The following is a 23188-nucleotide window of genomic DNA, read 5'->3' on the forward strand; positions in this document are numbered from 1 at the left end:
GCATCCCTTTATCTGACTACACGGTCGTGACTGAAAAGTAAGCACTTTAGTCAGCCGGAGCGCCAGCTAAATCAGCCAAAGGGATGATTTGCAGAGCCGTACAAATGCTAGCTTTGCGCCAGCACCTGTCCTGCCGCCACCCAATCAACCGTAGGAGCTGGCGCAGCTTTCGATCTTTTGGCTATTTCAATCACGCCGAAGATCAAAAGATCGCAGCCTTCGGCAGCTCCTACGGAAGCGCTCTTCGTCAGCGTCGAGAGCGACTCCCGATCAATGCATCTCGGTCAGGGCCAGCTTCACGCCGATGGCGATCAGCACCACGCCCATCGTGCGGTCGAACCAGTGGCCCATGCGGGCAAAACCGGCCCGTACGCGCTGTTGGCTGAACAGCATCGCCACCAGGCAGAACCAGATCGCGGTGGCCGCAGCCAGGTAAACGCCGTAACCGGCCTGAATCGCCAGCGGTGTGTGCGGGTTGATCACCACGGTAAACAGCGACAGGAAAAACAGCGTGGCTTTAGGGTTCAGGCCGTTGGTCACGAAACCTGAGGTAAATGCGCCGCGGGCGGTGCGCTCGCCGGCTTCCTTGTGCAGGTTTTCAGTGGCCGGTTTCGCCGGTTGCGCGCGCAGGGCCTTGAAGCCGATGTACAGCAAGTAGGCGGCCGCCAGCCATTTCAGCGCGTTGAACAGCATGATCGACTGCGAGACGATCAGGCCGATACCGAGCAACGAGTAGCCCACGTGCAGGAAGATCGCAGAGCCGACACCCAGCGCCGTCCAGGTCCCGGCGCGACGACCGTGGGTCACGGCCTCACGCACCACCACGGCAAAGTCCGGACCAGGGCTTGCCACGGCCAGCAGATGAATCAGGGCGACGGTCAAAAACTCTGTCCAGTACATGGGGGGGCTCCTCCGGGGTAGGCCGATTAAATAAAAATATCCGAGACAATCTTCACACCTGTGGCGAGGGGGCTTGCCCCCGTTGGGTCGCGAAGCGGCCCCTAACCCAGCAACCGTGTTTTTTCAGACAGAACGCATCATCCGTTTTACGACTGCTTTGCAGCCGAACGGGGGCAAGCCCCCTCGCCACAGTTTTGGTGTCTGTTTTAGCTCAGTGCATAACCATTTGTTTCATCTGATAGGCTCGGCAGATTACGCCTTCAGACTCATGCGCAAAAGGTACAGTTAATGACGAACAATCGCCGCGCCGTATTCCTCGACCACAGCTCACTGGACCTCGGTGACCTCGACCTCAGTGGGTTGCAGCAGTGCTTCGATGACTTGCAGCTGCGCTCACTGACCACGCCCGACAACATCGTCGAACGGCTGCAAGGCGCCAGCGTGGCGATCAGCAATAAAGTCCCGCTGAACGCCGAAACCCTCAAAGCCTGCCCCGAACTGCAGCTGATCCTGATCTCCGCCACGGGCACTAACAATGTCGACCTGGCCGCCGCCCGCGCCCAAGGGATTACCGTGAGCAATTGCCAGGGTTACGGCACACCGTCGGTGGCACAGCATACGATCATGTTGCTGCTGAACCTCGCCACCCGCCTGAGCGACTATCAGAAAGCCGTCGCTGAAGGTCGCTGGCAGCAGGCCAAACAGTTCTGCCTGCTGGATTTCCCGATCGTCGAACTCGAAGGCAAAACCCTCGGCCTGCTCGGCCATGGTGAATTGGGTAGCGCCGTCGCGCGGCTGGCGGAAGCGTTTGGCATGCGCGTATTGCTCGGCCAACTGCCAGGACGCCCGGCCCGCGCCGACCGCTTGCCGCTGGATGAACTGCTGCCGCAAATCGACGCGCTGACCCTGCACTGCCCGCTCAACGAACATACCCGTAACTTCATTGGTGCCCGCGAACTGGCGCTGCTCAAACCCGGCGCCTTTGTGGTCAACACTGCACGCGGTGGGTTGATCGACGAACAAGCCTTGGCCGATGCGTTGCGCAACGGGCATCTGGGCGGCGCAGCGACCGACGTCCTGAGTGTCGAGCCACCCACCGCCGGCAATCCACTATTGGCCGCCGACATCCCGCGCTTGATCGTCACCCCGCACAACGCCTGGGGCAGCCGCGAAGCGCGGCAGCGGATCGTCGGTCAACTGACCGAAAACGCCCAAGGCTTCTTCAGCGGTACAGCGCTGCGGGTCGTCAGTTGATAAACTGCCGCACTTTTTTTCAAGGAGCAGAGTATGGATCCGCGCAGTGAAGTACTGCTTCGTCAGGCTGAGTTGTTTCAAGGCGAGTTGCTGCTGGCCGGTTTGCCCGCCGATGACTTGCTGGGCAAATTGCCCAACGCTCACGGCTGGTGCTGGCACGCAGGCGACCAAGCGGCGCTGGACGCACGCTTTGCCGAGCGCAGCCACTTTGGCGTGAATGCTCCGAGTCGCGAGTTTGAAACGGCCGTAGTGTTCCTGCCCAAATCCAAGGACCTGACCGACTACATCCTCAACGCCCTCGCCTCGCGCCTGGCCGGTCGTGAGCTGTACCTGGTGGGTGAAAAACGCAGCGGCATCGAAGGCGCGGCCAAACAGCTGAACCCCTTCGGCAAACCGCGCAAGCTCGACAGCGCACGCCACTGCCAGCTCTGGCAGGTCACCGTGGCCAATGCGCCGGAGGCCAAATCGCTGGAAAGCCTGGCGCAGGAATACGAACTGCCGCTGGCTGAAGGCCCACTGAAAGTCATCAGCCTGCCGGGCGTGTTCAGTCACGGTCGACTGGATCGCGGCAGCGCGCTGCTGCTCGAACACCTCGACAAGCTGCCAAGCGGTCACTTGCTGGATTTCGGTTGCGGTGCCGGCGTGTTGGGCGCGGCGGTAAAACGGCGTTATCCACACAACACCGTCACCCTGCTCGACGTTGATGCGTTCGCCGCGGCCAGCAGTCGCCTGACATTGGCGGCCAACGGCCTGGAGGCCGAGGTGCTGACCGGCGATGGCATCGACGCTGCACCGATGGGGTTGAGCGCGATTCTGAGCAATCCGCCGTTTCATGTCGGGGTCCACACCGATTATCACGCCACCGAGAATCTGCTGCGAAAAGCGGCCAAGCATCTGAAAAACGGCGGCGAACTTCGGTTGGTAGCCAACAGTTTCCTGAAGTATCAGCCGCTGATCGAGGAGCATCTCGGTGTGTGTGCGATCAAGGCCGAAGGGCAAGGTTTCCGGATCTACCGGGCCAAGCGCGGCTAGAAATTAGCGCTTGCCGAATGGATTTTGCCTAGGCAGAATCCGCTCCGTCCTAGGGGAGTAGTCTCCCACGAGCGCCATGCTCGTCCGGCATACGTCAACATACTTGGTCCTCAGACCATGGCGTATGCGACCCAAGCGTCCACTCAGATGGATCGCAGGGTTTGACAAGACCTATGACACGAACACCTTACCCGGGGCGGGGAGGCTGTACGTGTCATAGCCGTGTCGACCCGCCCCTTAGGAAAACCCTGATGCTGGATTCTCTTCTCGTTCCCACCGCTGTCGTTGCCTTGGCCGAAATCGGCGACAAGACGCAATTGCTCGCGCTCATTCTCGCCGCACGCTTTCGCAAACCCTGGCCGATCATCGCCGGTATCGTCGCTGCAACCCTGGCCAACCATGCGGCTGCGGGTGCTGTCGGTGCCTGGTTCGGGAGTTTCTTCTCGGATGCGACGCTGCACTGGATCCTCGCCGCAAGCTTTACCGCAACCGCGCTGTGGACCCTGGTGCCGGACAAGATGGATGAGGACGACGCCAGCACTGCGCGCAAATTCGGGCCTTTCCTGACCACGCTGATTGCGTTCTTCCTCGCCGAAATCGGTGACAAGACCCAGATCGCCACCGTGATGCTTGCCGCCCAGTACCCTGAGCTGTGGCTGGTAGTCATTGGCACCACGCTCGGCATGCTGATTGCCAACGTGCCGGTGGTGCTGGCGGGTAATTTTGCCGCAGACAAACTGCCCCTGACCCTGATCCGCCGCCTGGCCGCGTCGGCGTTCTTCATCCTGGCCATCGTGGCGGTGTACAAGGCGATGCAGAGCAGCGGGTGGGTTTGACGTGGTAGGTCGGTAGACCGCGTTATCGTTCATCGCGAGCAGGCTCGCTCCCACATTGGTCCCGTGTACACCAGAGATCAAATGTGGGAGCGAGCCTGCTCGCGATGAGGCCACTACTGACGATATAAAACCATCAGGACTTTTTGGCCTGCTGATAAAGCGGCATGACTTTCGGAATCGCTGCCTGGAGCGACGCAACCCGACTGCTGGAGGCCGGGTGAGTGCTCATGAATTCTGGCGGCGAACCTTCGGAAGCCTTGCTCATCTTGTCCCACAGGGTGATCGCCGCGTTCGGGTTGTAGCCGGCGCGGGCGGCCAGTTCCAGGCCGATCAGGTCAGCTTCGTTTTCATTGGCGCGGCTGTTGGGCAAGGTCATGCCGTAGTTGGCCACGGTGTCAGCCAGGGCCAGCGTGTCCTGTCCCAACCCGAGCAAGGCACCGGCGCCCTGCTTGGCCATTTCAATGCCATAGGCCTTGGACATCGCTTCACGACCATGTTCACGCAAGGCGTGGGCGATTTCATGGCCCATGACCGCAGCGATTTCATCGTCGGTGAGTTTCAGGCTGTCGATCAACCCGGTGTAGAAAATGATCTTGCCGCCAGGACCACAGTTGGCGTTGAGCTCGTCACTCTTGATCAAATTGACTTCCCACGTCCACTGCGCCGAATCCGGACGGAAGACCGGTGCCTGCGCGATCAACCGATTGGCAATCGCCTGGACCCGTTTGGCCTCGCTGCTGTTCTTGTCCAGCACACCCTTGTTGCTCGCCTCACCCACAGTCTTTTGGTAGGACTGGGCGTACATCTGATTAACCTCATCGGTCGACAGCATGCTGAACATGTACTGCTTGCGCTCCACGCCCACCGCGCCGCCGTTGGTGGTGTTGACCGACTGGCAACCACTGAGCAGCAGACTTGCACCCAGTGCACACAAAACCAATGCCTTACTCATAAACAGCCTCCCTGGAAATATGGCGCGTATCCTAGGCGGTGCATTGTATCAGCGCCAGATACAACAGACGTGTAGCGCGGCATTTCCAGATACATCCCACCTCACTGTCGCAATAAATTCATAAAACAGCGCAGGCCCGAATACCTGAAAGCCCGACACCTGTCTCTATGCGACCTGCACAGATCAAAAACAGTCATCGGCAAAAAAACCGCTCATGGACCGCCTCACGTGCGCCGATACAACCCGGCAGACGTCATATTGCGTGCGGAGTCTTTATGAAATTCAAGTCGATCCAGTTTTCCGTCGCCGCGCTTGCCGGCGCCATTGTGCTCAGCGTGGTGGCTGCGCTGGTGCTGTATGCACTGTTTTCCGGCGCACGGACCCAGGAAATGGTCCAGCAGCGGACCCAGGCGCAATTCGAGCAAGTCATCGAGCAACGCCTGCGTGGACTGGCGCAAACCCAGGTCAGCCAGATCCAGCTCGAACTCGAAGCGCCCCTGCTGATCGCCGGTGGGCTGGTTCGGGTCAACGCCTTGATGGGCTCCCAGGATGCCGACGGCAAACCGGCGCTTACCCTCAGCCGTGAGCAGTTGATCAGCCTGATCAAGGAAAACGTCGCGAAGAATCCGAAGATTCTCGGCACTTACATCGGCTGGGAACCGAACGCACTGGATCACAATGACGCGGCCTACATCGGCAGCAAAGTCGTCGGCATCGACGCCACCACCGGGCGTTTCCTGCCGTGGTGGTTCCGCAACGACGACGGCAGCCTGGGCGTCGACAAGCTGGCGGACGTCAACGACCGCACCGCGTTGTCCACAGGTGTGCGCGCCAGTGAGTACTACCTGTGTTCCCAGGAAAGCAAAAAATCCTGCGTGATCGATCCGGCGCCTTACAAAGTCGGCGACAAGATCGTCATGCTCGCCTCCTTTATTGAACCGATCATGCTCAACGGCACCTTTCAGGGCATCGTCGGCGCTGACTTGTCGGTGAACTTCATTCAGGAAATGCTCCTGGCCGCCAACCAGAAGCTTTATAACGGTGCCGGTGAAATGGCCCTGATTGGTGGCAATCAGCGTTTGGTCGCCTACACCAAGGACCCGAGCAAGTTCGGCGAAAAGGTCAGCGATATCCTCGACGCCACTCAGGTGGCCAACCTCGGCAAGCTCAATCGCGGCGAAGTGACCTATAACGTCGACAAGGCCAATGGCAGGATCGAGCTGTACCTGCCATTCGGTATTGGCCAGACCGATGCGCGCTGGACCCTGCTGCTGCAATTGCCGCTGAACGCGGTCATGGCTGACCTGCAACAACTGCAGGGCGACCTGAACACCCAGCGCAAGGCCGACACCTTTGGCATGGCCATGGTCGGCCTGGTGATTGCCGGCCTGGGCTTGCTGGTGATCTGGCTGGTGGGCCACGGCATTGCCCGACCGCTGAAGCAGATGGTCGCGATGCTCGATGACATCGCCCAGGGCGAAGGCGACCTGACGCGCCGCCTGAGCAGCGACCGCGCCGACGAACTCGGTTCGATCGCCAAGGGCTTCAATACCTTCCTCACCAAGTTGCAGGCGATGATCACCCAAGTGGTGACCTCGGTGCAGAGTGTCAGCGATTCGTCCGAACACACCGCCGACATCGCCATTCGCACCAACCTCGGCGTACACAAGCAAATGGCCGAGATCGATCAGGTGGCCACCGCGGTGCAGGAAATGACCGCCACCGCCCAGGACGTGGCCCGCAACGCGACCCAGGCCGCCCAAGCCGCCAGCCATGCGGATCAGGCCGCCGCCCAAGGCATGCAAATCGTGCGCGACACCTCGACCTCGATTGGCATCCTCGCGGTGGAAATTGGTAAAGCAGTCGGCGTGGTGCAAACCCTGGCCAAGGACAGCGAGAACATCAACGCGATCCTGATCGCCATTCGCGGGATTGCCGAACAGACCAATTTGTTGGCGCTGAACGCGGCCATTGAGGCCGCACGTGCCGGTGAGCAAGGCCGGGGGTTTGCAGTGGTGGCCGATGAAGTGCGCAACCTGGCGCAGAAAACCCAGCAGGCGACTGAAGAAATCCAGTCGATGATTCAGCAGTTGCAGCAAGGCACCCGCGACGTGGTGCGGGTGATGGAAGACAGCCAGAACAAGACCGACGAAAGCGTGCAGCACGCGGCTAAGGCGGCGCAGGCGCTGGAGACCATCACTCAGGCGGTGTCGGTAATCAACGACATGAACACCCAGATCGCCAGCGCCGCCGAAGAGCAAAGCGCGGTCGCCGATGACATCAACCGCAACGTAATCAACATCGGTCAGGTGGCCAACGAAGTCGCAGGCGGCGCGGATGAGTCAAGCGCGGCCAGCGCCGACCTGACCAAACTGGCCGAGCAGCAGCGGCGGTTGATCAATCAGTTCAAGGTCTAAAGGCAAGAATGATCGTTCCCACGCTCCCGCGTGGGAATGCCGCCACAGACGCTCTGCGTCTGCTCTGGATGTGACGCAGAGCGTCACGGGATGCATTCCCACGCAGAGCGTGGGAACGATCAGAAGCGCGCAGTCAACCCGGCGTCAGGCATTCCGGCGCATTGAGTTTCGGATCATTCACCAGGTTCGCCAGCACTCGCTCGCGCAAGGCGGCAGGTTCGCTGGCGAGCAGCGCCTGCAAGGTGTGCAACGGGGCTTCGGGGTTGAGCCAGGCCTCTTGACCGGCGGCATCGAGAATCAGCGGGCGACGCTGATTCGAGGCGGCCTGAGTCACCACCGCCGTGCTCAGCCACACCTGTTCCTGCACCGGATACGCTTCCCAGATCGCCGCAAAAAACAGCGCCGAGCCCTCGCCCGGCGTCAGCCAGTACGGGCGTTTACGAGTGGTGCCACGCCATTCATAGAAGCCGTTGGCCGGCAGCAGGCAACGACGCTGACGGAAAGCTTCGCGAAACATCGGTTGCTCGGCGACGGTCTCTGCCCGGGCATGGGCCGGAGTCTTCGACAGATCGGTCAGCCACGGTGGCGTCAGCCCCCAACGCGCGCGGGCCAGCGTGCGCTGCCCCGCCTCGGCGCGCAGGATCAGCACCGAATCATTGGGCGAAATATTCCACTGCGCCTGCTGATCGGCCGGGAAGCCGGGCAAGGCCGCGAACGCGGGGTTCCAACGAAACAGGGCAAAACGTCCACACATGGGGCAACACGACTCTGAACAAAAACGGACGCCAGCCTAACAGACCAGGACGTCGGGAAAGCTATCCGGTTCGTCGCCGGGCATCGGCAGCGCGGCATTGTACGCAGCGATCAACTCGCGCGCGTATTGCGCCTGATCGTTATCCACCGCCAGTCCAAGCAGCCCGAACACCGGCAACTCGCCCGCACCGCCCAGCAGATCACGCCCCACCAGATGCGCCTCGACCCCTTCGCTGGCCAGCATTCCTTGCAGCAACTCGCCTTCCATCAGGTTTTCCGGTTCGTAGATACGCTGCATAGAAGCCACCCTTCACTCGTTTTCGCTGTGAACCTCGAGCATCCATTCATGACCATCGGTCTGCAGAGTAAATTTGATCGGCCGACAACACACGGGGCAATCTTCGATATACGTCTGATCCCCTCCCGACAAATCCAGAACCGCCTCTGACTCTTCACCACAATAAGGACATTCGTAGCGCTCGGTTTCCAGCATCGCGGTCTCCCAAGTGACTTGTGCGTATAATCGCCGGTCTATTTGCAGGGCCATTTTTGTTTGAGCGTATTTTTCAGACTGTACTCCTGCCGTAATCGATCTAATCCATTACTTACCCTAGCCGTTTCTAACAAGAGAGCATGATGGGCGAATTCGATGCCATCCGACCTTACGACGACAGCGAAGTCCCAGCGGTGCTGGCACGGTTGCTGGGCGACAAGGCGTTTCTAGATATCCTCACCCACTTCCGCTTCCCGCGTTTTGCCGGTGCTTTTGGCTGGATGCTCAAACCACTTATAGCTTATCGGCTACGCCGTGAGTTTGCCGGCATCTCATCGGTTGCGACCTTGCAGGACAAGGTCGAGTTTTATGTCGACCACACCATCGAGCGGGCCACCGACGGCGTGACCTACACCGGGGTTGAACAATTCAAGTCCGGCAGCGCTTATCTGTTTCTGGCCAACCACCGCGACATCGTGATGGACCCGGCCTTCGTCAACTACGCGATCTACCACGCCGGCCTGCCGACACCGCGCATCGCGATTGGTGACAACCTGCTGCAAAAGCCCTTCGTCAGCGATCTGATGCGCCTGAACAAGAGCTTTATCGTGCACCGCTCCATCAGCGGTCGTCGCGAGAAGATGGCGGCGTATCAGTTGCTCTCGGCCTACATCAATCACTCGATCCTCAACGACTGCCAGTCGATCTGGATCGCCCAGGCCGAAGGCCGCGCCAAGGACGGTGACGACCGTACCGAGTCGGCGATCCTCAAGATGTTCCACATGAGCCGTAAGGACGAGCCGTTTGGCGAGGTCATCAAGTCGCTGAACCTGACGCCGGTGTCGATCAGCTACGAGTACGACCCGTGCGATCAGGCCAAGGCCCGCGAGCTGTACATCCGCGCCACCACCGGCAGCTACACCAAGGTGCCCGGCGAGGACGATGCGAGCATCGCCAAAGGCATCACCGGCTACAAAGGCCGGGTCCACGTGAACTTCGCGGCACCGATCAGCGAACTGTTCGAAGACACCAAACAACTGGCAATCGAGATGGACCGGCAGATCCTCGGCGGTTACCGGTTGTTCCCGGTGCACTATCTGGCGTACGCCCAATGGAGCGACGCCGACCCGCAACTGCAGGTGCCGAGCGCAGCCACACTGTTCCCGGCCGAGGAACTGGCCAAAGCCCAGCAAGAGTGGCAAAGCCGCCTCGATGCCTGCCCCGAGGAACATCGGCCGTTCCTGGTGCTGCAATACGCAACACCGGTGCGCAATCAGTACCGTGTCAAAGCGGGTTTGCCGCTGTAAGGTTTCGATGAATACAAAAACGGCGCCTCAGAGCGCCGTTTTCATGTGCGATGCGAACCTCAAAAATGCCGGCTGATCCACGACAGCAGTAGCGCCAAGGCCAGGCAGGCAAAGCCGAAACGGTAGCAAAACCGGTTCAGACGCAGCGTCGCGATATCCAGAAACAGCAGCGGTTCATCAATCGCCCGCACCGCGCTTTGTGCCTCCAGGTTCTTCAGCGCCAGCCGTTCGCGGCGACGGGTCACGTGCAACAGCCAGGCACCGGGCAAGGCGATCAACAACGCAAAAAGATTCATCAGGCTCCCGGGATGAGCGCTGACAGCAGACCAGCTCATATGCAGCGACATCATGCCCCTCACGTAAAAAACAGCACTTGTGGCCAGACGCTTTTTACGCCCCGCGCTTTGCACTCCAGTGACCGGTAATTTACTGACTAATGCGCACTGTCACCTGAACGTCACCTTAACAAGCCAGTCTGTCGCCCCTCGAAACCGACACGGAGCCTGTCATGCTGCACGCAGAAAACCAGGATCGCCTCTACCTCATCACCCCCAGCGACGAACAACAAAACCTCGTCGGCAGCCTCGCCTTCAACGTCCAGGACCGCCACTGGCTCGTCTACTGCGCCCTGGGCGGCCACCAACATGTCGACCTGCCGGAAACCGACCTGTTGACCGGCGTGAGCATGCTGGATTTTTATGTGGAAGCCGCCTAGAGGCCGCGGTACCCCCACCACTCAGGCCGGCTGTCAGGCCGCCGTGCTGTTGATCTTGATCCACCCGCCCCTTCACGCCCTGAGCCTGTCCGTCAACCTGCGGCCATCATCGCAGAAATGGATATGTACACCTGCAAGAGATTGGTCGGCTGTCGGGCCGACATCGCAGGCAAGCCAGCTCCCACAGTTTTGATTGGTGTACATCTGCGGGAGATTGGTCGGCTGTCAGGGCGCCATCGCGAGCAGGCTCGCTCCCACAGAAAGCCTCCCCCCAAAAACCGGCAGGCACAAAAAAACCCGGTGCCATCACTGGCGCCAGGCTTCTTGAAGACAACGAACCGTTATTGGCCGAGCATCTGACCCACCGTCGGATCCTTGAACAACCGGGTCAACGCATCGCTCAACACATCGCTCACCAGCTTGGTGTTGGTTTCCTGATTCGGCGCCATACCAAAACGCTGATTCAGCGACGCCGCATAACGGCCACTGTAACGATGGTTGGCATTCTGCACATCAGAGCGGAAAGCCGCGCCAATAGTCGCCTCAGTCACATACATGCCTTCTTTGGGCGACTGATACGTCAGTTCTGCCAGCGTCACCGTCAACTGCGGCGCGTTGTAACCATTAGGTGTTGGCGTGAAACCCAACAAACGCACAGCCGCTTCGGCCTGAGCCTGCAATTTCGGCAGGATTTGCGCACCTTGCACCGTGATTGCACTGGTTTCAGGGTACAGGCCACCACGGGTGCCCAAGGTTGGCGACGGACGGCCATCGACCACCCTCACCACCACCGGCTGACCATGCCCGACCGGCGCCAACTGAGTCGTCAGTTTCGGCTCCGGGGCTAGTTGTTGCGGGCTGTTGGCGCAGCCAACCAGGGTCAAGCTGGTCACAGTGATCAAACCGAACAACAGGCGTTGCAACATGCGCTACTCTCCAGATACAAATACAGACAGACCCGCAGTATAGCGGGGGGCAGCACCTTCGAACCAGCAACCCTGAACACTTGCTGAAGAGATATGCAATGTCACGTGTATCGGGTGCTCCGTAACGCCAGTGTCATGCCACACTGCTAACTTCAAGGCCGTCTCACCTCGAGGGCATTGCCATGCAATTTCTTTGGTCGCTGTTTGCTCCACGCCGCAAATATCGCTACTTCGCCCAGCTCGACAGCAATCAATGCTGCCTGGCGTTCAAGCACTGTCGCGTGCCGCCAGAGGGCGATGGTTGGGTGGAAATCGAAGAGATTCGTCTCAACTGGTTGCACCAGCCACTGCCGGCCAGCGCCCGTCTGAGCCCGCACATTGCTCCGGCACGGTTGCATGCCGTGTAGCCCACCTGACCGAACGGCTAATAAAAGTCATTAAACACGACCATTTCCCTGCGTTTCTTCGCTACAATCTCCCCCCGATTATAAGGACGTCTCCTGATCGGGCCTCGCAGCATCGTCAATGCGCTTGTATTGACACCCCGCACCGCCCACAGAGAGCCGCCCACACAGATCGAGTGAAGCTGGCGAGCTTGCTGTTTATCCTGCAAACCACCACTTTTCGCGAATCTGCCAGAGCTGTCGTTACGCTCGGTCACTGAGCTGTTTGCCCGTTTTGCCTGCCCTGTATCCCATGGCGGCAATCCGTGCGGACACGGTGCCAGGCTGGGACAGCCCTTTTTTGAGGTTCACGTCTTCAAAAGAGCGTGAAAAAAACGGGTTTTCACAACTTCACAAGAGTGTGGCGAGCAAATGAATAGTTTTGCGTCTGAATATGCACCATTAGCGTCTACAACAGCCCAACGACACAGGACCGAGTACTCCTCAAGAACTGGAGCCTGAAGCCTGTCCACTACGGATTTGGTTGCACAAACAGACGTATCGACCATAAGTCGAATTGCCTCCCGCGCGCTGAAGTGAGTTCATAGGAACCCTGAGCCCGGTAGGTAGCGTCTGTCGAAGTTGCAAAAAATTGCGAAGATTCGGACATGGCGATCCTGGCCATGGGTGACCCGGGGCTCTACAGAGCATGCCCCGTAACTCCTGGCAGCTATGCCGACAATTTGGTGCTGCAGATTTTGGAGACGCGTTAAATGGCGCATAACGAAGCAGTCGACGTAGTACTGGTTGGGGCCGGCATCATGAGTGCCACCCTTGCTGTATTGCTCAAAGAGCTCGACCCCGCGATCAAGCTGGAAGTCGTCGAGCTGATGGATTCCGGTGCCGCGGAGAGTTCCAACCCGTGGAACAACGCCGGTACCGGTCACGCCGGGCTATGTGAGCTGAACTACACGCCACAGGCCGCTGACGGCAGCGTCGACATCAAGAAAGCCGTGCACATCAACACTCAGTTCGAGGTGTCGAAGCAGTTCTGGTCCTACCTGACCCGAAAAGGCACCTTCGGCTCGTCGAAATCCTTCATCAGCCCGGTCCCGCACCTGAGCTTCGTACAAGGTGAGGCAGGCGTTTCGTTCCTCAAGGAACGTTTCAAGGTGCTGAGCAAGCACCACGCCTTCACCGAGATGGAGTACACCGAAGACAAGGCAAAAATGGCCGAATGGATGCCATTGATGATGCCTGGTCGTCCGGCCGACGAAGTCATCGCAGCAACCCGTGTGATGAACGGCACCGACGTCAACTTCGGCGCCCTGACCAATCAACTGCTCAAGCACCTGACCAGCGCACCCGATGCCCAGGTCAAGTACTGCAAGCGCGTGACCGGTCTCAAGCGTAACGGTAACGGCTGGACCGTCAGCATCAAGGACGTCAACAGCGGCAACAGCCGTGACGTCGATGCCAAATTCGTCTTCCTCGGTGCCGGCGGCGCGGCCTTGCCGCTTTTGCAGGCTTCAGGCATCGAAGAAAGCAAAGGTTTCGGCGGTTTCCCGATCAGCGGCCAATGGCTGCGTTGCGACAACCCGGAAGTGGTCAAACACCACCAGGCCAAGGTCTACAGCCAGGCAGCGGTGGGTTCGCCACCGATGTCGGTGCCGCACCTGGACACCCGCGTCGTCGATGGCCAGAAGTCCCTGCTGTTCGGACCTTACGCCGGTTTCACCACCAAGTTCCTCAAGCACGGTTCGTTCATGGACCTGCCGATGTCGGTTCGCGCCGGTAACATCGGCCCGATGCTGGCCGTGGCAAAAAACAACATGGACCTGACCAAATACCTGGTCAGCGAAGTGATGCAGTCGATGGAACAACGCCTGGAATCGCTGCGTCGCTTCTACCCTCAAGCCAAGGCTGAAGACTGGCGCCTGGAAGTCGCTGGCCAGCGCGTGCAGATCATCAAGAAAGACCCGAAAAAAGGCGGCATCCTGCAGTTCGGTACCGAACTGGTTGCCGCCAAGGACGGATCCCTTGCCGCGCTGCTCGGTGCCTCGCCAGGCGCGTCGGTCACGGTGTCGATCATGCTTGAGCTGATCGAAAAGTGCTTCCCGAACAAAGCCAAGGGTGAGTGGGCAGCCAAGCTGGCCGAAATCTTCCCGGCCCGGGAAAAAGTCCTGGAAACCGATGCTGCGCTGTATCGCAAGATCAACGCGCAGAACAACATCGCGCTGGAACTGGTTGAAGAAAGCAGCGAGACCCCAAGCTTCGCTTGATGCTCGCCCCCTTCCTCCAAAAAAGAAAACGCCCCGTTCTCGTTGAGAGCGGGGCGTTTTTTTATGGTTTTAAAAGATCTTAGCCGCGAGCCTTGTTGATCAACTCGATGTAGTCGGCGGCATTACGCTGATCCTGGATCAGGGCAACGAAGTCCTTGCCGTGCTCGTCCTTCCCGTCCAGGTCGTAACCGGCCTCGACGAAGAACGCCAGGAAACGCTCGAAATCGTCGATACGCAGGCCACGGTAGGCCTTGATCAGTTTGTGCAGGGACGGTGATGTCGCGTCGACCGGTTCAAAATCGAGGAACAATTTGATCTGCGCATCGCCGATCTCGTCACCAATCACCTGTTTCTTATCTTTACGCATTGCCGACTCCAGCTCGCAGACATCTCACGGGGCGGGCAGTTTACCCCCGCCTCGCCCCAAGCCTCAACGACCAGCACTCAATGCGTGCGCCCGACACCGGTATGCAAGTGCACCCGGACAATGCGCCTGGCGGAAAAGCGCTTGGTGCGCTGACGCGCTCGTATACAATATTCGCCATCACGCCTGCCGGGATTCATTCACGTGCCTCTACCCAGCTTCAATGCCCCCAATCTGGGGATTGTGCCTTCGGCTTCGGAAGTCATCGTCAAGCATCTGCGCGAGGCCATCATCGGCGGTCACTTTGCCGAAGACGAACCGATCCGTCAGGACGACATCGCCCGCTTGTTCAACGTCAGCAAGATCCCAGTGCGCGAGGCGCTCAAACGCCTTGAGGCGGAAGGCCTGGTGCAGTTTCAGCGTAACAAGGGCGCGGTGGTGACGAAGATTTCCGAGCCCGAGCTGGCGCAGATCTTTGAAGTCCGGGTGCTGCTCGAGGTCCAGGCGATTCGCCTGGCCGTGCCGAACATGACCGAAGCCACGTTCGCCCGCGCCGACAGTATTTGTGCCGAGTTCCTCGACGAAAACAACATCGGGCGCTGGGCCGAGTTGAACTGGGCACTGCACGCCTGCCTCTACGAGCCGGCGCAGCGGCCGTTCCTGCTCAACCTGATCCGCTCGATTCACGACAAGGTCGAACGCTACCTGCGCATGCAGATGAGCTTTTCCGAAGGCAAGGACCGTGCAGACCACGAACACCGTGACATTATCGCCGCGTGCCGGGCCGGTGACGCCGACAAAGCCGCCGAACTGATCGAGCAACACATCATTGGCGTGTGCCGCACACTCTATGAACACCTGCCCAATGCCCCCGCGCGGATCTGATCGAGTGTGCCGATTTCGTCATCGGTAACGGTTAAAACCCTCAAGCCATCCCGCGCCTCAAACGCCAGTCTTGCACAGACATTTCCTGTGCAAGGTAGCGCCCTTCATGAAACGTATCCACGTCCTCGACTCTCATACTGGTGGTGAACCGACACGCCTGGTCATCACCGGTTTCCCGGAATTGGGCAGCGGCTCCATGGCCGAACGCAAGCGCCGCCTTGCCGAGGAGTACGACCACTGGCGCGCCGCCACGGTACTTGAACCGCGCGGCAGCGATGTGCTGGTCGGCGCCCTGCTCTGCGAGCCGCAGGATCCCGGCGCCTGCGCCGGGGTGATTTTCTTCAACAACAGCGGTTACCTCGGTATGTGCGGTCACGGCACCATTGGCCTGGTGGCCTCGCTGGCGTATCTCAAACACATCGAGCCCGGCGTGCACCGGATCGAAACCCCGGTCGGCACGGTCGAGGCGACCTTGCATGAGGATCGCTCGGTCAGCGTGCGCAATGTCCCGGCCTATCGCTACCGCAAGGCCGTGCAGCTGGCACTGCCGGGTTACGGCGCCGTCAGCGGTGACATCGCCTGGGGCGGCAACTGGTTTTTCCTGATCGCCGACCATGGCCAACACATCGCCAGCGACAACCTCGAAGCCCTGACCGCCTACACCTGGGCGGTCCGCGAAGCACTGGAGAACCAGGGCATTCGTGGTGAGGACGGCGGCGAAATCGATCACATCGAGCTGTTTGCCGACGACCCGGTGGCCGACAGCCGCAACTTTGTTCTCTGCCCCGGCAAAGCCTACGACCGCTCACCTTGCGGCACCGGCACCAGCGCCAAGCTGGCGTGCCTGGCAGCCGACGGGAAATTGCAGCCTGGTGAAGTCTGGCGCCAGGCCAGTGTGATTGGCAGCCAGTTCGAAGCCAGCTACGAGTGGCTCGACGAGCAACGCATCATCCCGACTATTCGCGGTCGCGCCCACATGAGTAGCGAGAGCCACTTGTTGCTGGAGGAAGACGACCCCTTCGTATGGGGCATCGGTTCATGAATGCCGACGTTATCGTCATCGGCGCCGGCATTGTCGGCAGTGCCTGTGCCTTTGAGCTGGCGCAACGCGGACTCGACGTGCTGGTACTCGACAGCCAGCGCGGCGGAGCAACGGCGGTCGGAATGGGTCACCTGGTGGCGATGGATGACAACCCGGCCGAACTGGCGCTGAGCCAATACTCCATTGAACTCTGGCGACACTGGGCGCCGCGTCTGGACCCCGATTGCGCCTACCGCAATTGCGGCACGCTGTGGCTGGCCGCCAATGACGAGGAAATGGCCGGCGCCGAGCACAAACGCCAGACGCTCAAGGCCCGCGGCATCGACTGCGAAATGCTCGACCCGCGTGCGCTCTACAAGGCCGAACCGATGCTCCGTCCCGGCCTGAGCGGCGCACTGAAGGTCAGCGGCGACGGCATTCTCTACGCGCCGAACGCAGCACACTGGTTGCTCAAGCAAAGCGCTGGGCGGATCACTCGGCGCACGGTGGAGGTCACGCAGGTCGACGGCAACCAGTTGCGCTTGAGCAGTGGCGAGCGGTTGCGCGCCGAAGCGGTGGTGCTGGCCAACGGCATTCACGCCACCGAACTGTGCCCCGACCTGCCGATTCGCCCGAAGAAGGGTCATCTGCTGATCACCGACCGTTACCCCGGCAAGATCCATCACCAGTTAGTCGAACTGGGCTATGTCACCAGTGCTCACGCCAGCGAAGGCACCTCGGTGGCCTTCAATGCCCAGCCACGCCCGACCGGGCAACTCTTTCTCGGCTCATCGCGTCAGTTCGACACCACCGACTTGAGCGTCGAACCGGCGGTGTTGGCGCGCATGCTGCGTCGGGCAATCGACTATTTGCCGGAACTGGCCGGGATGAACGCCCTCCGCAGCTGGACCGGACTGCGCGCCGCGACGCCCGATGGCTTGCCGCTGCTCGGCGAACACCCACAGCAAGCGGGTTTGTGGCTGGCGGCCGGGCATGAAGGGTTGGGCGTGACCACCGCCCCCGGCAGCGCACAGCTGTTGGCCGCGCAGCTGTGTAAAACCACTCCGGCCATCGACCCGACGCCTTACCTGCCGGGGCGTTTCCTGTCCACTGCACAAGGGTTACGCGCATGATTGAAGTGAATCTCGATGGCCGCACAGTAGTGGTCGATGCCGGCACCACGGTTGCGGCGCTGCTCTATCTGGCAGGCGACGGCTGCAGTCGAACTTCGGTCAGCGGTCAGCGCCGGGCACCTTTTTGCGGGATGGGGGTTTGCCAGGAGTGTCGGGTGAACATCGACGGTCAGCGCCGCCTTGCCTGCCAGACCACCTGCCGCACCGGCATGTGCGTGGAGACCCGACCATGAACGTCGAGCTGCTGATTATCGGCGCAGGGCCGGCAGGCATGGCGGCAGCTTTGGCCGCCGCCCCGAGCTGCGCACGCATCGCCATCATTGATGACAACCCGGCACCCGGCGGGCAAATCTGGCGGGATGGCGTTAACGCACACCTGCCAACCAGTGCCCAAGCTCATCGCCAGAAATTGGCAGCGGCAGGTAACGTGCAGGTGTTCAACTCGACACGCGTGGTCGCCTTGGCCGGCCCCAAAAAACTGTTGCTGGAAGACCCAGAGCACGGCTGGATCATCGAGTACGAACAACTGATTCTGTGCACCGGTGCCCGTGAATTGTTGCTGCCGTTTCCTGGCTGGACCTTGCCCGGCGTCACCGGCGCTGGCGGGTTGCAAGCGCTGATCAAGGGCGGCGTGCCGGTGGCTGGCGAGCGGCTGGTGATTGCCGGTAGTGGTCCGCTGTTGCTGGCCAGCGCCGCTACCGCGAAAAAAGCTGGCGGTCAGGTTTTGCAGATTGCCGAACAAGCGCCACTAAGTGCGGTCGCCGGGTTCGCCTTGCAACTGCCAAAATGGCCGGCCAAATGCCTGCAAGCGGTTCAACTGTTTGATCGTCACTACCGCTGCGACAGTCATGTCCTCGAAGCCTATGGCGACAGTCACCTGCAAGGCGTTCGCCTGAACCGCCAGGGGCGGATCGTCGACATCCCCTGCGAGCGACTGGCCTGCGGCTTCGGCCTGATCCCCAATACCCAGCTGGCCCAAGCGCTGGGCTGCGAATTAAAGGACGACGCAATTGCCGTCGACACCAGCCAGCTCAGTAGCCTGAACGGGCACTATGCGGCGGGCGAATGCACTGGTTTCGGTGGCAGTGAGCTGGCGCTGGTCGAAGGTGCCATCGCCGGGCTGATGGCCGTCGGCGAAGTGCTGCAGGCTCGCGCGCTCTGGCCGCAACGGCAACGCTGGCAAACGTTCGCCGATCAGTTACGGCGCAGCTTTGCCCTGCGCGATGAACTCAAACACTTGGCAACGCCCGATACGCTGATCTGCCGTTGCGAAGACGTGGCGCTGTCGGCGCTCAAGGCCTGCACCGGCTGGAACCAGGCCAAACTGCACACCCGTTGCGGCATGGGCGTCTGCCAAGGGCGAGTCTGTGGTGCAGCGACCCGTTACCTGTTCGACTGGCCGCAACCGGCACCACGTCCGCCGTTTTCCCCAACGCGCATCGATACGCTGTTGCAGCTGAGCGAGCTTCCCAATGGCGCGTCCGTCACCGTAGAGTAAGGCCCTCATCCCTGCGGGCCGCCACCTGATGACGTTCCCCCTGCAACTGCCCTGCCCCCGCGACCTGCCCGAGCTGCTGGGCAGTTTGCAACTGATCACTCCGCTGCTCGATGCCATGCCCGGCGTGGTGTTCTTCATCAAGGACACCGCCGCCCGCTACGTGCTGATCAATCAGACCCTGGCCCAGCGCTGTGGCGCCAAAGACCCCAACGCGCTCCTCGGCAAGACGGCTGAGCAGGTGTTTCCCTCGCACTTCGGCCCACATTACACCGAGCAGGATCGGCGAGTACTGAGTGACGGCAGCCCGTTGAGCGACCAGCTGGAATTGCACCTTTACCCTGGCCGCGAACCTGGCTGGTGCCTGACCCACAAACTGGCGCTGCGCGACACACAGGGCCGCATTATCGGTATGGCGGGGATTTCATACGATCTGCTCGCGCCCCAGTCCAGTCATCCGGCTTACGAAAAACTCGCGGCGGTCGACGGGCACATCCGCGAGCATTACGCGCAACACATCGCGCTGAGCGAGCTGACCGCCCTCAGCGGTTTTTCCGTGGCGCAACTGGAGCGCCTGTGCAAACGGATCTTCCAGCTGACACCCCGGCAGATGATTCACAAGGCACGCCTGGGCGCGGCCACGCAGCTGCTGTCGGGCGAACTGCCGATCACCGAGATCGCCCTGCGTTGCGGCTACACCGACCACAGCGCCTTCAGCCGCCAGTTCAAGGCGCTCACCGGCCTGTCCCCTTCGCAGTACCGCGACAACCATCGCTGACTGTTACCCGTTACTGAGCACCCCGCCAAACCCTGCTCCCTTTTGTGACACGTCACCCGTCGTCGAGGCGTTCGTCTTCGCCGCGTATGTCCTTGGCTGGAATCTGCGTCGCTGGCTGCTGACGTCTGTTTCGGGCCTCGCAGGCCGTCGAAGGGTTAACCCGATGTGGCTTGCGGGTTTTTGGCATATCCAGTGCATATAAAATATCGTATACGAAATCCCAAATACACATTTGATAAGAACCGCCCAACGCTCGACACCATCCGACAACGAGGCCCCTTATGAAAAATCCTGCATCCGCCGTCTTCATTACCGCCCTGCTGAGCAGCGCGTTCATCGCCCAGGCCCAGGCCGACAAACTCGACGACATCATCGAGTCCGGCAGCTTGCGTTGCGCGGTCACCCTGGACTTCCCCCCGATGGGTTTTCGCGATGAGAAGAACACCCCGGCCGGCTTCGATGTCGACTACTGCAATGACCTGGCAAAAACCCTCGGAGTCAAAGCCGAGATTGTCGAGACCCCGTTCCCGGACCGAATCCCGGCACTGGTTTCCGGCCGCGCTGACGTGATCGTTGCCTCCACCTCCGACACCCTGGAACGCGCCAAGACCGTGGGCATGACCATTCCCTACTTTGCCTTCCAGATGGTGGTGCTGACCCGCAGCGACGCCGGGATCAAGGCCTACGACGACCTCAAGGGCCATTCGGTGGGCGGCCCGGCCGGCACGTTCGAAGCCATCGCACTGGAAAACGACGTGAAGAAATGGGCCAACGCCAAGGGCGCTTTCCATGCCTACCAGTCGCTGGCCGACGCGGTGCTTGCCCTGAGTCAGGGGCAGATCGACGCGACGACCGTGACCTCGACGGTCGCCTCGTCGCTGATCAAGTCCGGCAAATACAAAAACCTCAGCGTCGCCGGCACCGCGCCGTATGACATCGACTACGTGTCGCTGGGTGCCAAGCGCAATGAGTTCGGCCTGATCAACTACCTGAACCTGTTCGTCAACCACCAGGTGCGCTCCGGGCGGTATCAGGAGTTGTTCGCGCAATGGGTTGGCGGCACCGCGCCACAGCTGACGGCCAGCGGCGTTTACCGCTAAGGACTAGATAGCCGAGGGGACGGGGTTGCCCTGAATGTCAGTCAAGCCCGGCCCCCACAGGCCCCAAACCAGTTGAAAACCAAGGAACTCCTTTGATGTTCGACTACACCTTCCATTGGCGCGCCGCCTTCCAGGCGTTGCCGGAAATGCTCGACGGCGCGCGGATCACTCTGGAAATCGCGGTGCTGTCGATGTTGGCCGGCACTTTGATCGCCATGTTCCTGGCCCTCGGCCAACTGTCCGACAAGCGCCTGTTGCGGACGATGGCCGCCAGTTGGGTGTCGATTGCACGCAACACGCCAGCCCTGTTTCAGGTGTACATCCTGTACTTCGGCCTTGGCGCCTTTGGCATTCACATGGGCTCATGGCTGGCGTTGCTGATCGGCATCACCTTCAACAACGCCGGCTACCTGGCGGAGACTTTTCGCGGCGGCCTCAACGCCGTGCCGGAAACCCAATTGCGCGCAGCCCGCTCACTGGGCATGAGCGCGCCGAAGGCTTATCGGCTGGTGGTCTTGCCGCAATTGCTGCGCGTGGTGTTTTACCCGCTGACCAATCAAATGGTCTGGGCCTTGCTGATGACGTCACTGGGCGTGGTGGTCGGCCTGACCAGCGACCTGACCGGCGTGACCCAGGCGCTGAACGTGAAGACCTTTCGCACCTTCGAGTTCTTCGCCATCGCCGCCGTTCTCTACTTCGTCCTGGCCAAGCTGGTGGTGTTGATCGCCCGCCTGCTGGCCTGGCGTTTGTTCCGGTACTAGGAGGTCTGCATGTACACCTCAAGTTTTACCTCGGGCGACTTCCTCTACCTGCTGCAAGGCGCCGGCACCACGCTGTTGCTGACGTTCTGGGCGATGTTGATCGGCACGTTGCTGGGTGTCGCGTGCGGCCTGGTTCGGGCCTTGTTGCCGCGTTTGAGCCTGCCGCTGGCCTGGGTGCTGGACGTGTTTCGCAGCGTGCCGTTGCTGATCCAGTTTGTGTTGCTCAACTCGTTCAAGTCGATCGTCGGCCTGAACTGGAGCGCGTTCACCGTGGCCTGCGTGATCCTCGGCGCCTACTCCACCGCCTACTGCGCAGAAATCGTTCGCGGCGGCGTGCTCTCGGTGCCGTTGAGCACGCGGCGAGCCGCCCGTTCGCTGGGCCTGAGTCACCGCCAGGACTTGCTGCACATTGTCCTGCCGATGGCCACGCGGGTGGCGTTTCCGGGCTGGATCAACCTGACACTGGCGGTCATGAAAGACACCTCTCTGGTGCTCTGGATCGGCATCGTCGAACTGCTGCGCGCTTCGCAAACCATCGTCACCCGGCTCCAGGAACCGTTGTTCGTCCTGGCCCTGGCCGGCCTTATCTACTACGTCATGAGCCTGGTGATCGCTCGTCTGGGTGCGCGGCTCGAACAGAGGTGGCAGGAAAATGATTGAGATCGAGAACGTTCGTAAATCCTTCGGCAACCTGGAAGTCGTCAAGGGTGTCGACCTGACCGTGAACAAAGGCGAAGTGCTGTCGATCATCGGCGGCTCGGGCTCGGGGAAATCGACCTTGCTGATGTGCATCAACGGCCTGGAAGCCATTCAAGGCGGGCAGATTCGTGTCGACGGCACGCCGGTGCATGCCAGCGGTACCGACCTGAACAAGCTGCGGCAGAAAATCGGCATCGTCTTCCAGCAATGGAACGCCTTCCCGCACCTCACGGTGATGGAAAACGTGATGCTCGCCCCGCGCAAGGTGCTCGGTAAAAGCCGTCAGGAGGCGGAAGAAATCGCCGTGCGGCAGCTGACCCACGTGGGCCTCGGCGACAAGCTCAAAGTGTTTCCGAGCAAGCTTTCCGGCGGTCAGCAACAGCGCATGGCGATTGCCCGGGCGCTGGCCATGTCGCCGGACTACATGCTGTTCGACGAGGCCACTTCCGCCCTCGACCCGCAACTGGTGGGCGAAGTGCTGGACACCATGCGCCTGCTTGCCGAGGAAGGCATGACCATGGTCCTGGTAACCCACGAAATCCGCTTCGCCCGGGATGTGTCGGATCGGGTGGCGTTCTTTCGCGACGGCAAGATCCACGAAATCGGTTCACCAGACCAGGTGATCGGCCAACCGCAACGCGCGGAAACCGCCGACTTCCTGAAGTCGGTGTTGTAACCCACAGTCAGGCCTCAGGAGACAGT

The 23188-nt window shown here is 60.7% G+C and carries 26 protein-coding genes, 1 pseudogene and 1 riboswitch; of the genes and pseudogenes, 19 read left to right on the plus strand and 8 right to left on the minus strand.

All coding sequences use genetic code 11. The features are described from left to right. Positions 1-270: 270 nt before the first annotated feature. Positions 271-900, minus strand: coding sequence for a LysE family translocator (locus BK658_RS14040; RefSeq protein ID WP_054595664.1), 630 nt, complete (start codon positions 898-900; stop codon positions 271-273). A 288-nt stretch (positions 901-1188) separates the two neighbouring features. Between BK658_RS14040 and BK658_RS14045 the strand changes: the two genes are divergently transcribed. The 3 genes from BK658_RS14045 to BK658_RS14055 all read left to right on the plus strand — a co-directional run bounded on the left by BK658_RS14045 (position 1189) and on the right by BK658_RS14055 (position 4022). After that, on the plus strand, positions 1189-2154 hold the full coding sequence (locus tag BK658_RS14045) for a 2-hydroxyacid dehydrogenase (protein WP_123582785.1): 966 nt from the start codon (positions 1189-1191) through the stop codon (positions 2152-2154). Between the two features lie 33 nt (positions 2155-2187). After that, a complete protein-coding gene (locus tag BK658_RS14050; RefSeq protein WP_123582786.1) occupies positions 2188-3186 on the plus strand; it encodes a class I SAM-dependent methyltransferase in 999 nt (332 codons plus the stop codon). Between the two features lie 39 nt (positions 3187-3225). After that, positions 3226-3349, plus strand: a riboswitch (yybP-ykoY riboswitch). 88 nt (positions 3350-3437) lie between these two features. Beyond that, a complete protein-coding gene (locus BK658_RS14055) occupies positions 3438-4022 on the plus strand; it encodes a TMEM165/GDT1 family protein (RefSeq protein WP_123582787.1) in 585 nt (194 codons plus the stop codon). Between the two features lie 133 nt (positions 4023-4155). Here the strand turns inward: BK658_RS14055 and BK658_RS14060 are convergent, their stop codons facing one another. Then, positions 4156-4974 (minus strand): M48 family metallopeptidase, encoded by an 819-nt coding sequence (locus BK658_RS14060; protein WP_123582788.1) that lies wholly within the window; start codon positions 4972-4974, stop codon positions 4156-4158. A gap of 1364 nt (positions 4975-6338) precedes the next feature. Here BK658_RS14060 and BK658_RS30760 point away from each other — a divergent pair. After that, positions 6339-6536 (plus strand): annotated as a pseudogene (locus tag BK658_RS30760) (HAMP domain-containing protein); the annotation flags it as partial. Between the two features lie 111 nt (positions 6537-6647). Beyond that, the gene (locus tag BK658_RS30765; protein ID WP_404943181.1) at positions 6648-7391 is read left to right on the plus strand and encodes a methyl-accepting chemotaxis protein; all 744 of its coding nucleotides are present in this window, start codon (positions 6648-6650) and stop codon (positions 7389-7391) included. A gap of 133 nt (positions 7392-7524) precedes the next feature. Here BK658_RS30765 and BK658_RS14070 read toward each other — a convergent pair whose 3' ends face one another. From BK658_RS14070 to BK658_RS14080, 3 genes are read right to left on the minus strand one after another with little or no spacing between them, the layout of a single operon-like run. Continuing rightward, positions 7525-8145: an SOS response-associated peptidase gene (locus BK658_RS14070; RefSeq protein ID WP_123582790.1), complete on the minus strand. Its 621-nt coding sequence runs from the start codon at positions 8143-8145 to the stop codon at positions 7525-7527. 36 nt (positions 8146-8181) lie between these two features. Next, entirely contained in the window at positions 8182-8442 is a 261-nt protein-coding gene (locus BK658_RS14075; protein ID WP_054595657.1) for a putative signal transducing protein, read from the minus strand. A gap of 12 nt (positions 8443-8454) precedes the next feature. Beyond that, positions 8455-8637 carry a CPXCG motif-containing cysteine-rich protein gene (locus tag BK658_RS14080; protein ID WP_123424980.1) on the minus strand — a complete coding sequence of 61 codons (183 nt, stop codon included), beginning with the start codon at positions 8635-8637 and terminating at the stop codon, positions 8455-8457. Positions 8638-8777: 140 nt separating this feature from the next. On the opposite strand from BK658_RS14080, the gene BK658_RS14085 reads away from it, so the two are divergent. Beyond that, the gene (locus BK658_RS14085; protein WP_123582791.1) at positions 8778-9944 is read left to right on the plus strand and encodes a 1-acyl-sn-glycerol-3-phosphate acyltransferase; all 1167 of its coding nucleotides are present in this window, start codon (positions 8778-8780) and stop codon (positions 9942-9944) included. Between the two features lie 59 nt (positions 9945-10003). Here the strand turns inward: BK658_RS14085 and BK658_RS14090 are convergent, their stop codons facing one another. Further along, positions 10004-10291 (minus strand): hypothetical protein, encoded by a 288-nt coding sequence (locus BK658_RS14090; protein WP_185019825.1) that lies wholly within the window; start codon positions 10289-10291, stop codon positions 10004-10006. 161 nt (positions 10292-10452) lie between these two features. Between BK658_RS14090 and BK658_RS14095 the strand changes: the two genes are divergently transcribed. Further along, positions 10453-10659 carry a hypothetical protein gene (locus BK658_RS14095; RefSeq protein ID WP_123582793.1) on the plus strand — a complete coding sequence of 69 codons (207 nt, stop codon included), beginning with the start codon at positions 10453-10455 and terminating at the stop codon, positions 10657-10659. A gap of 341 nt (positions 10660-11000) precedes the next feature. Here the strand turns inward: BK658_RS14095 and BK658_RS14100 are convergent, their stop codons facing one another. Beyond that, complete coding sequence (locus BK658_RS14100) at positions 11001-11585, minus strand: YajG family lipoprotein (RefSeq protein WP_123582794.1); 585 nt, start codon at positions 11583-11585, stop codon at positions 11001-11003. Positions 11586-11767: 182 nt separating this feature from the next. Here BK658_RS14100 and BK658_RS14105 point away from each other — a divergent pair, with 182 nt between their 5' ends. Together BK658_RS14105 and mqo are read left to right on the plus strand one after the other, a co-directional pair. Further along, positions 11768-11992 carry a hypothetical protein gene (locus BK658_RS14105; RefSeq protein WP_123582795.1) on the plus strand — a complete coding sequence of 75 codons (225 nt, stop codon included), beginning with the start codon at positions 11768-11770 and terminating at the stop codon, positions 11990-11992. 749 nt (positions 11993-12741) lie between these two features. After that, on the plus strand, positions 12742-14250 hold the full coding sequence (gene mqo / locus BK658_RS14110) for a malate dehydrogenase (quinone) (protein WP_123582796.1): 1509 nt from the start codon (positions 12742-12744) through the stop codon (positions 14248-14250). Between the two features lie 79 nt (positions 14251-14329). Here mqo and BK658_RS14115 read toward each other — a convergent pair whose 3' ends face one another. After that, positions 14330-14617, minus strand: coding sequence for a PA4642 family protein (locus BK658_RS14115; RefSeq protein ID WP_123582797.1), 288 nt, complete (start codon positions 14615-14617; stop codon positions 14330-14332). Between the two features lie 201 nt (positions 14618-14818). Between BK658_RS14115 and BK658_RS14120 the strand changes: the two genes are divergently transcribed. From BK658_RS14120 to BK658_RS14165, 10 genes are all read left to right on the plus strand, one after another. Continuing rightward, entirely contained in the window at positions 14819-15499 is a 681-nt protein-coding gene (locus BK658_RS14120) for a GntR family transcriptional regulator (RefSeq protein WP_123582798.1), read from the plus strand. A gap of 106 nt (positions 15500-15605) precedes the next feature. Continuing rightward, positions 15606-16541 carry a 4-hydroxyproline epimerase gene (locus tag BK658_RS14125; RefSeq protein ID WP_123582799.1) on the plus strand — a complete coding sequence of 312 codons (936 nt, stop codon included), beginning with the start codon at positions 15606-15608 and terminating at the stop codon, positions 16539-16541. Next, complete coding sequence (locus BK658_RS14130; protein ID WP_123582800.1) at positions 16538-17653, plus strand: NAD(P)/FAD-dependent oxidoreductase; 1116 nt, start codon at positions 16538-16540, stop codon at positions 17651-17653. Before BK658_RS14125 ends, BK658_RS14130 begins: the two co-directional genes overlap by 4 nt. Beyond that, positions 17650-17886, plus strand: coding sequence for a (2Fe-2S)-binding protein (locus BK658_RS14135; RefSeq protein ID WP_123582801.1), 237 nt, complete (start codon positions 17650-17652; stop codon positions 17884-17886). The genes BK658_RS14130 and BK658_RS14135 overlap by 4 nt, the downstream gene beginning before the upstream one ends. Beyond that, entirely contained in the window at positions 17883-19151 is a 1269-nt protein-coding gene (locus tag BK658_RS14140; protein WP_123582802.1) for an NAD(P)/FAD-dependent oxidoreductase, read from the plus strand. Before BK658_RS14135 ends, BK658_RS14140 begins: the two co-directional genes overlap by 4 nt. Positions 19152-19179: 28 nt before the next feature. Further along, on the plus strand, positions 19180-19926 hold the full coding sequence (locus tag BK658_RS14145) for an AraC family transcriptional regulator (RefSeq protein WP_185019826.1): 747 nt from the start codon (positions 19180-19182) through the stop codon (positions 19924-19926). 281 nt (positions 19927-20207) lie between these two features. Next, complete coding sequence (locus BK658_RS14150) at positions 20208-21026, plus strand: ABC transporter substrate-binding protein (protein WP_071553362.1); 819 nt, start codon at positions 20208-20210, stop codon at positions 21024-21026. Positions 21027-21121: 95 nt separating this feature from the next. Then, complete coding sequence (locus BK658_RS14155; protein WP_123582803.1) at positions 21122-21787, plus strand: amino acid ABC transporter permease; 666 nt, start codon at positions 21122-21124, stop codon at positions 21785-21787. Between the two features lie 9 nt (positions 21788-21796). Next, complete coding sequence (locus BK658_RS14160) at positions 21797-22447, plus strand: amino acid ABC transporter permease (RefSeq protein ID WP_123424966.1); 651 nt, start codon at positions 21797-21799, stop codon at positions 22445-22447. Further along, entirely contained in the window at positions 22440-23162 is a 723-nt protein-coding gene (locus tag BK658_RS14165; RefSeq protein WP_103318455.1) for an amino acid ABC transporter ATP-binding protein, read from the plus strand. The genes BK658_RS14160 and BK658_RS14165 overlap by 8 nt, the downstream gene beginning before the upstream one ends. Positions 23163-23188 lie beyond the last annotated feature (26 nt).

Origin of the sequence: Pseudomonas brassicacearum, assembly GCF_003732175.1 — a bacterium.
Classification (GTDB): Bacteria; Pseudomonadota; Gammaproteobacteria; order Pseudomonadales; family Pseudomonadaceae; genus Aquipseudomonas; species Aquipseudomonas brassicacearum_G.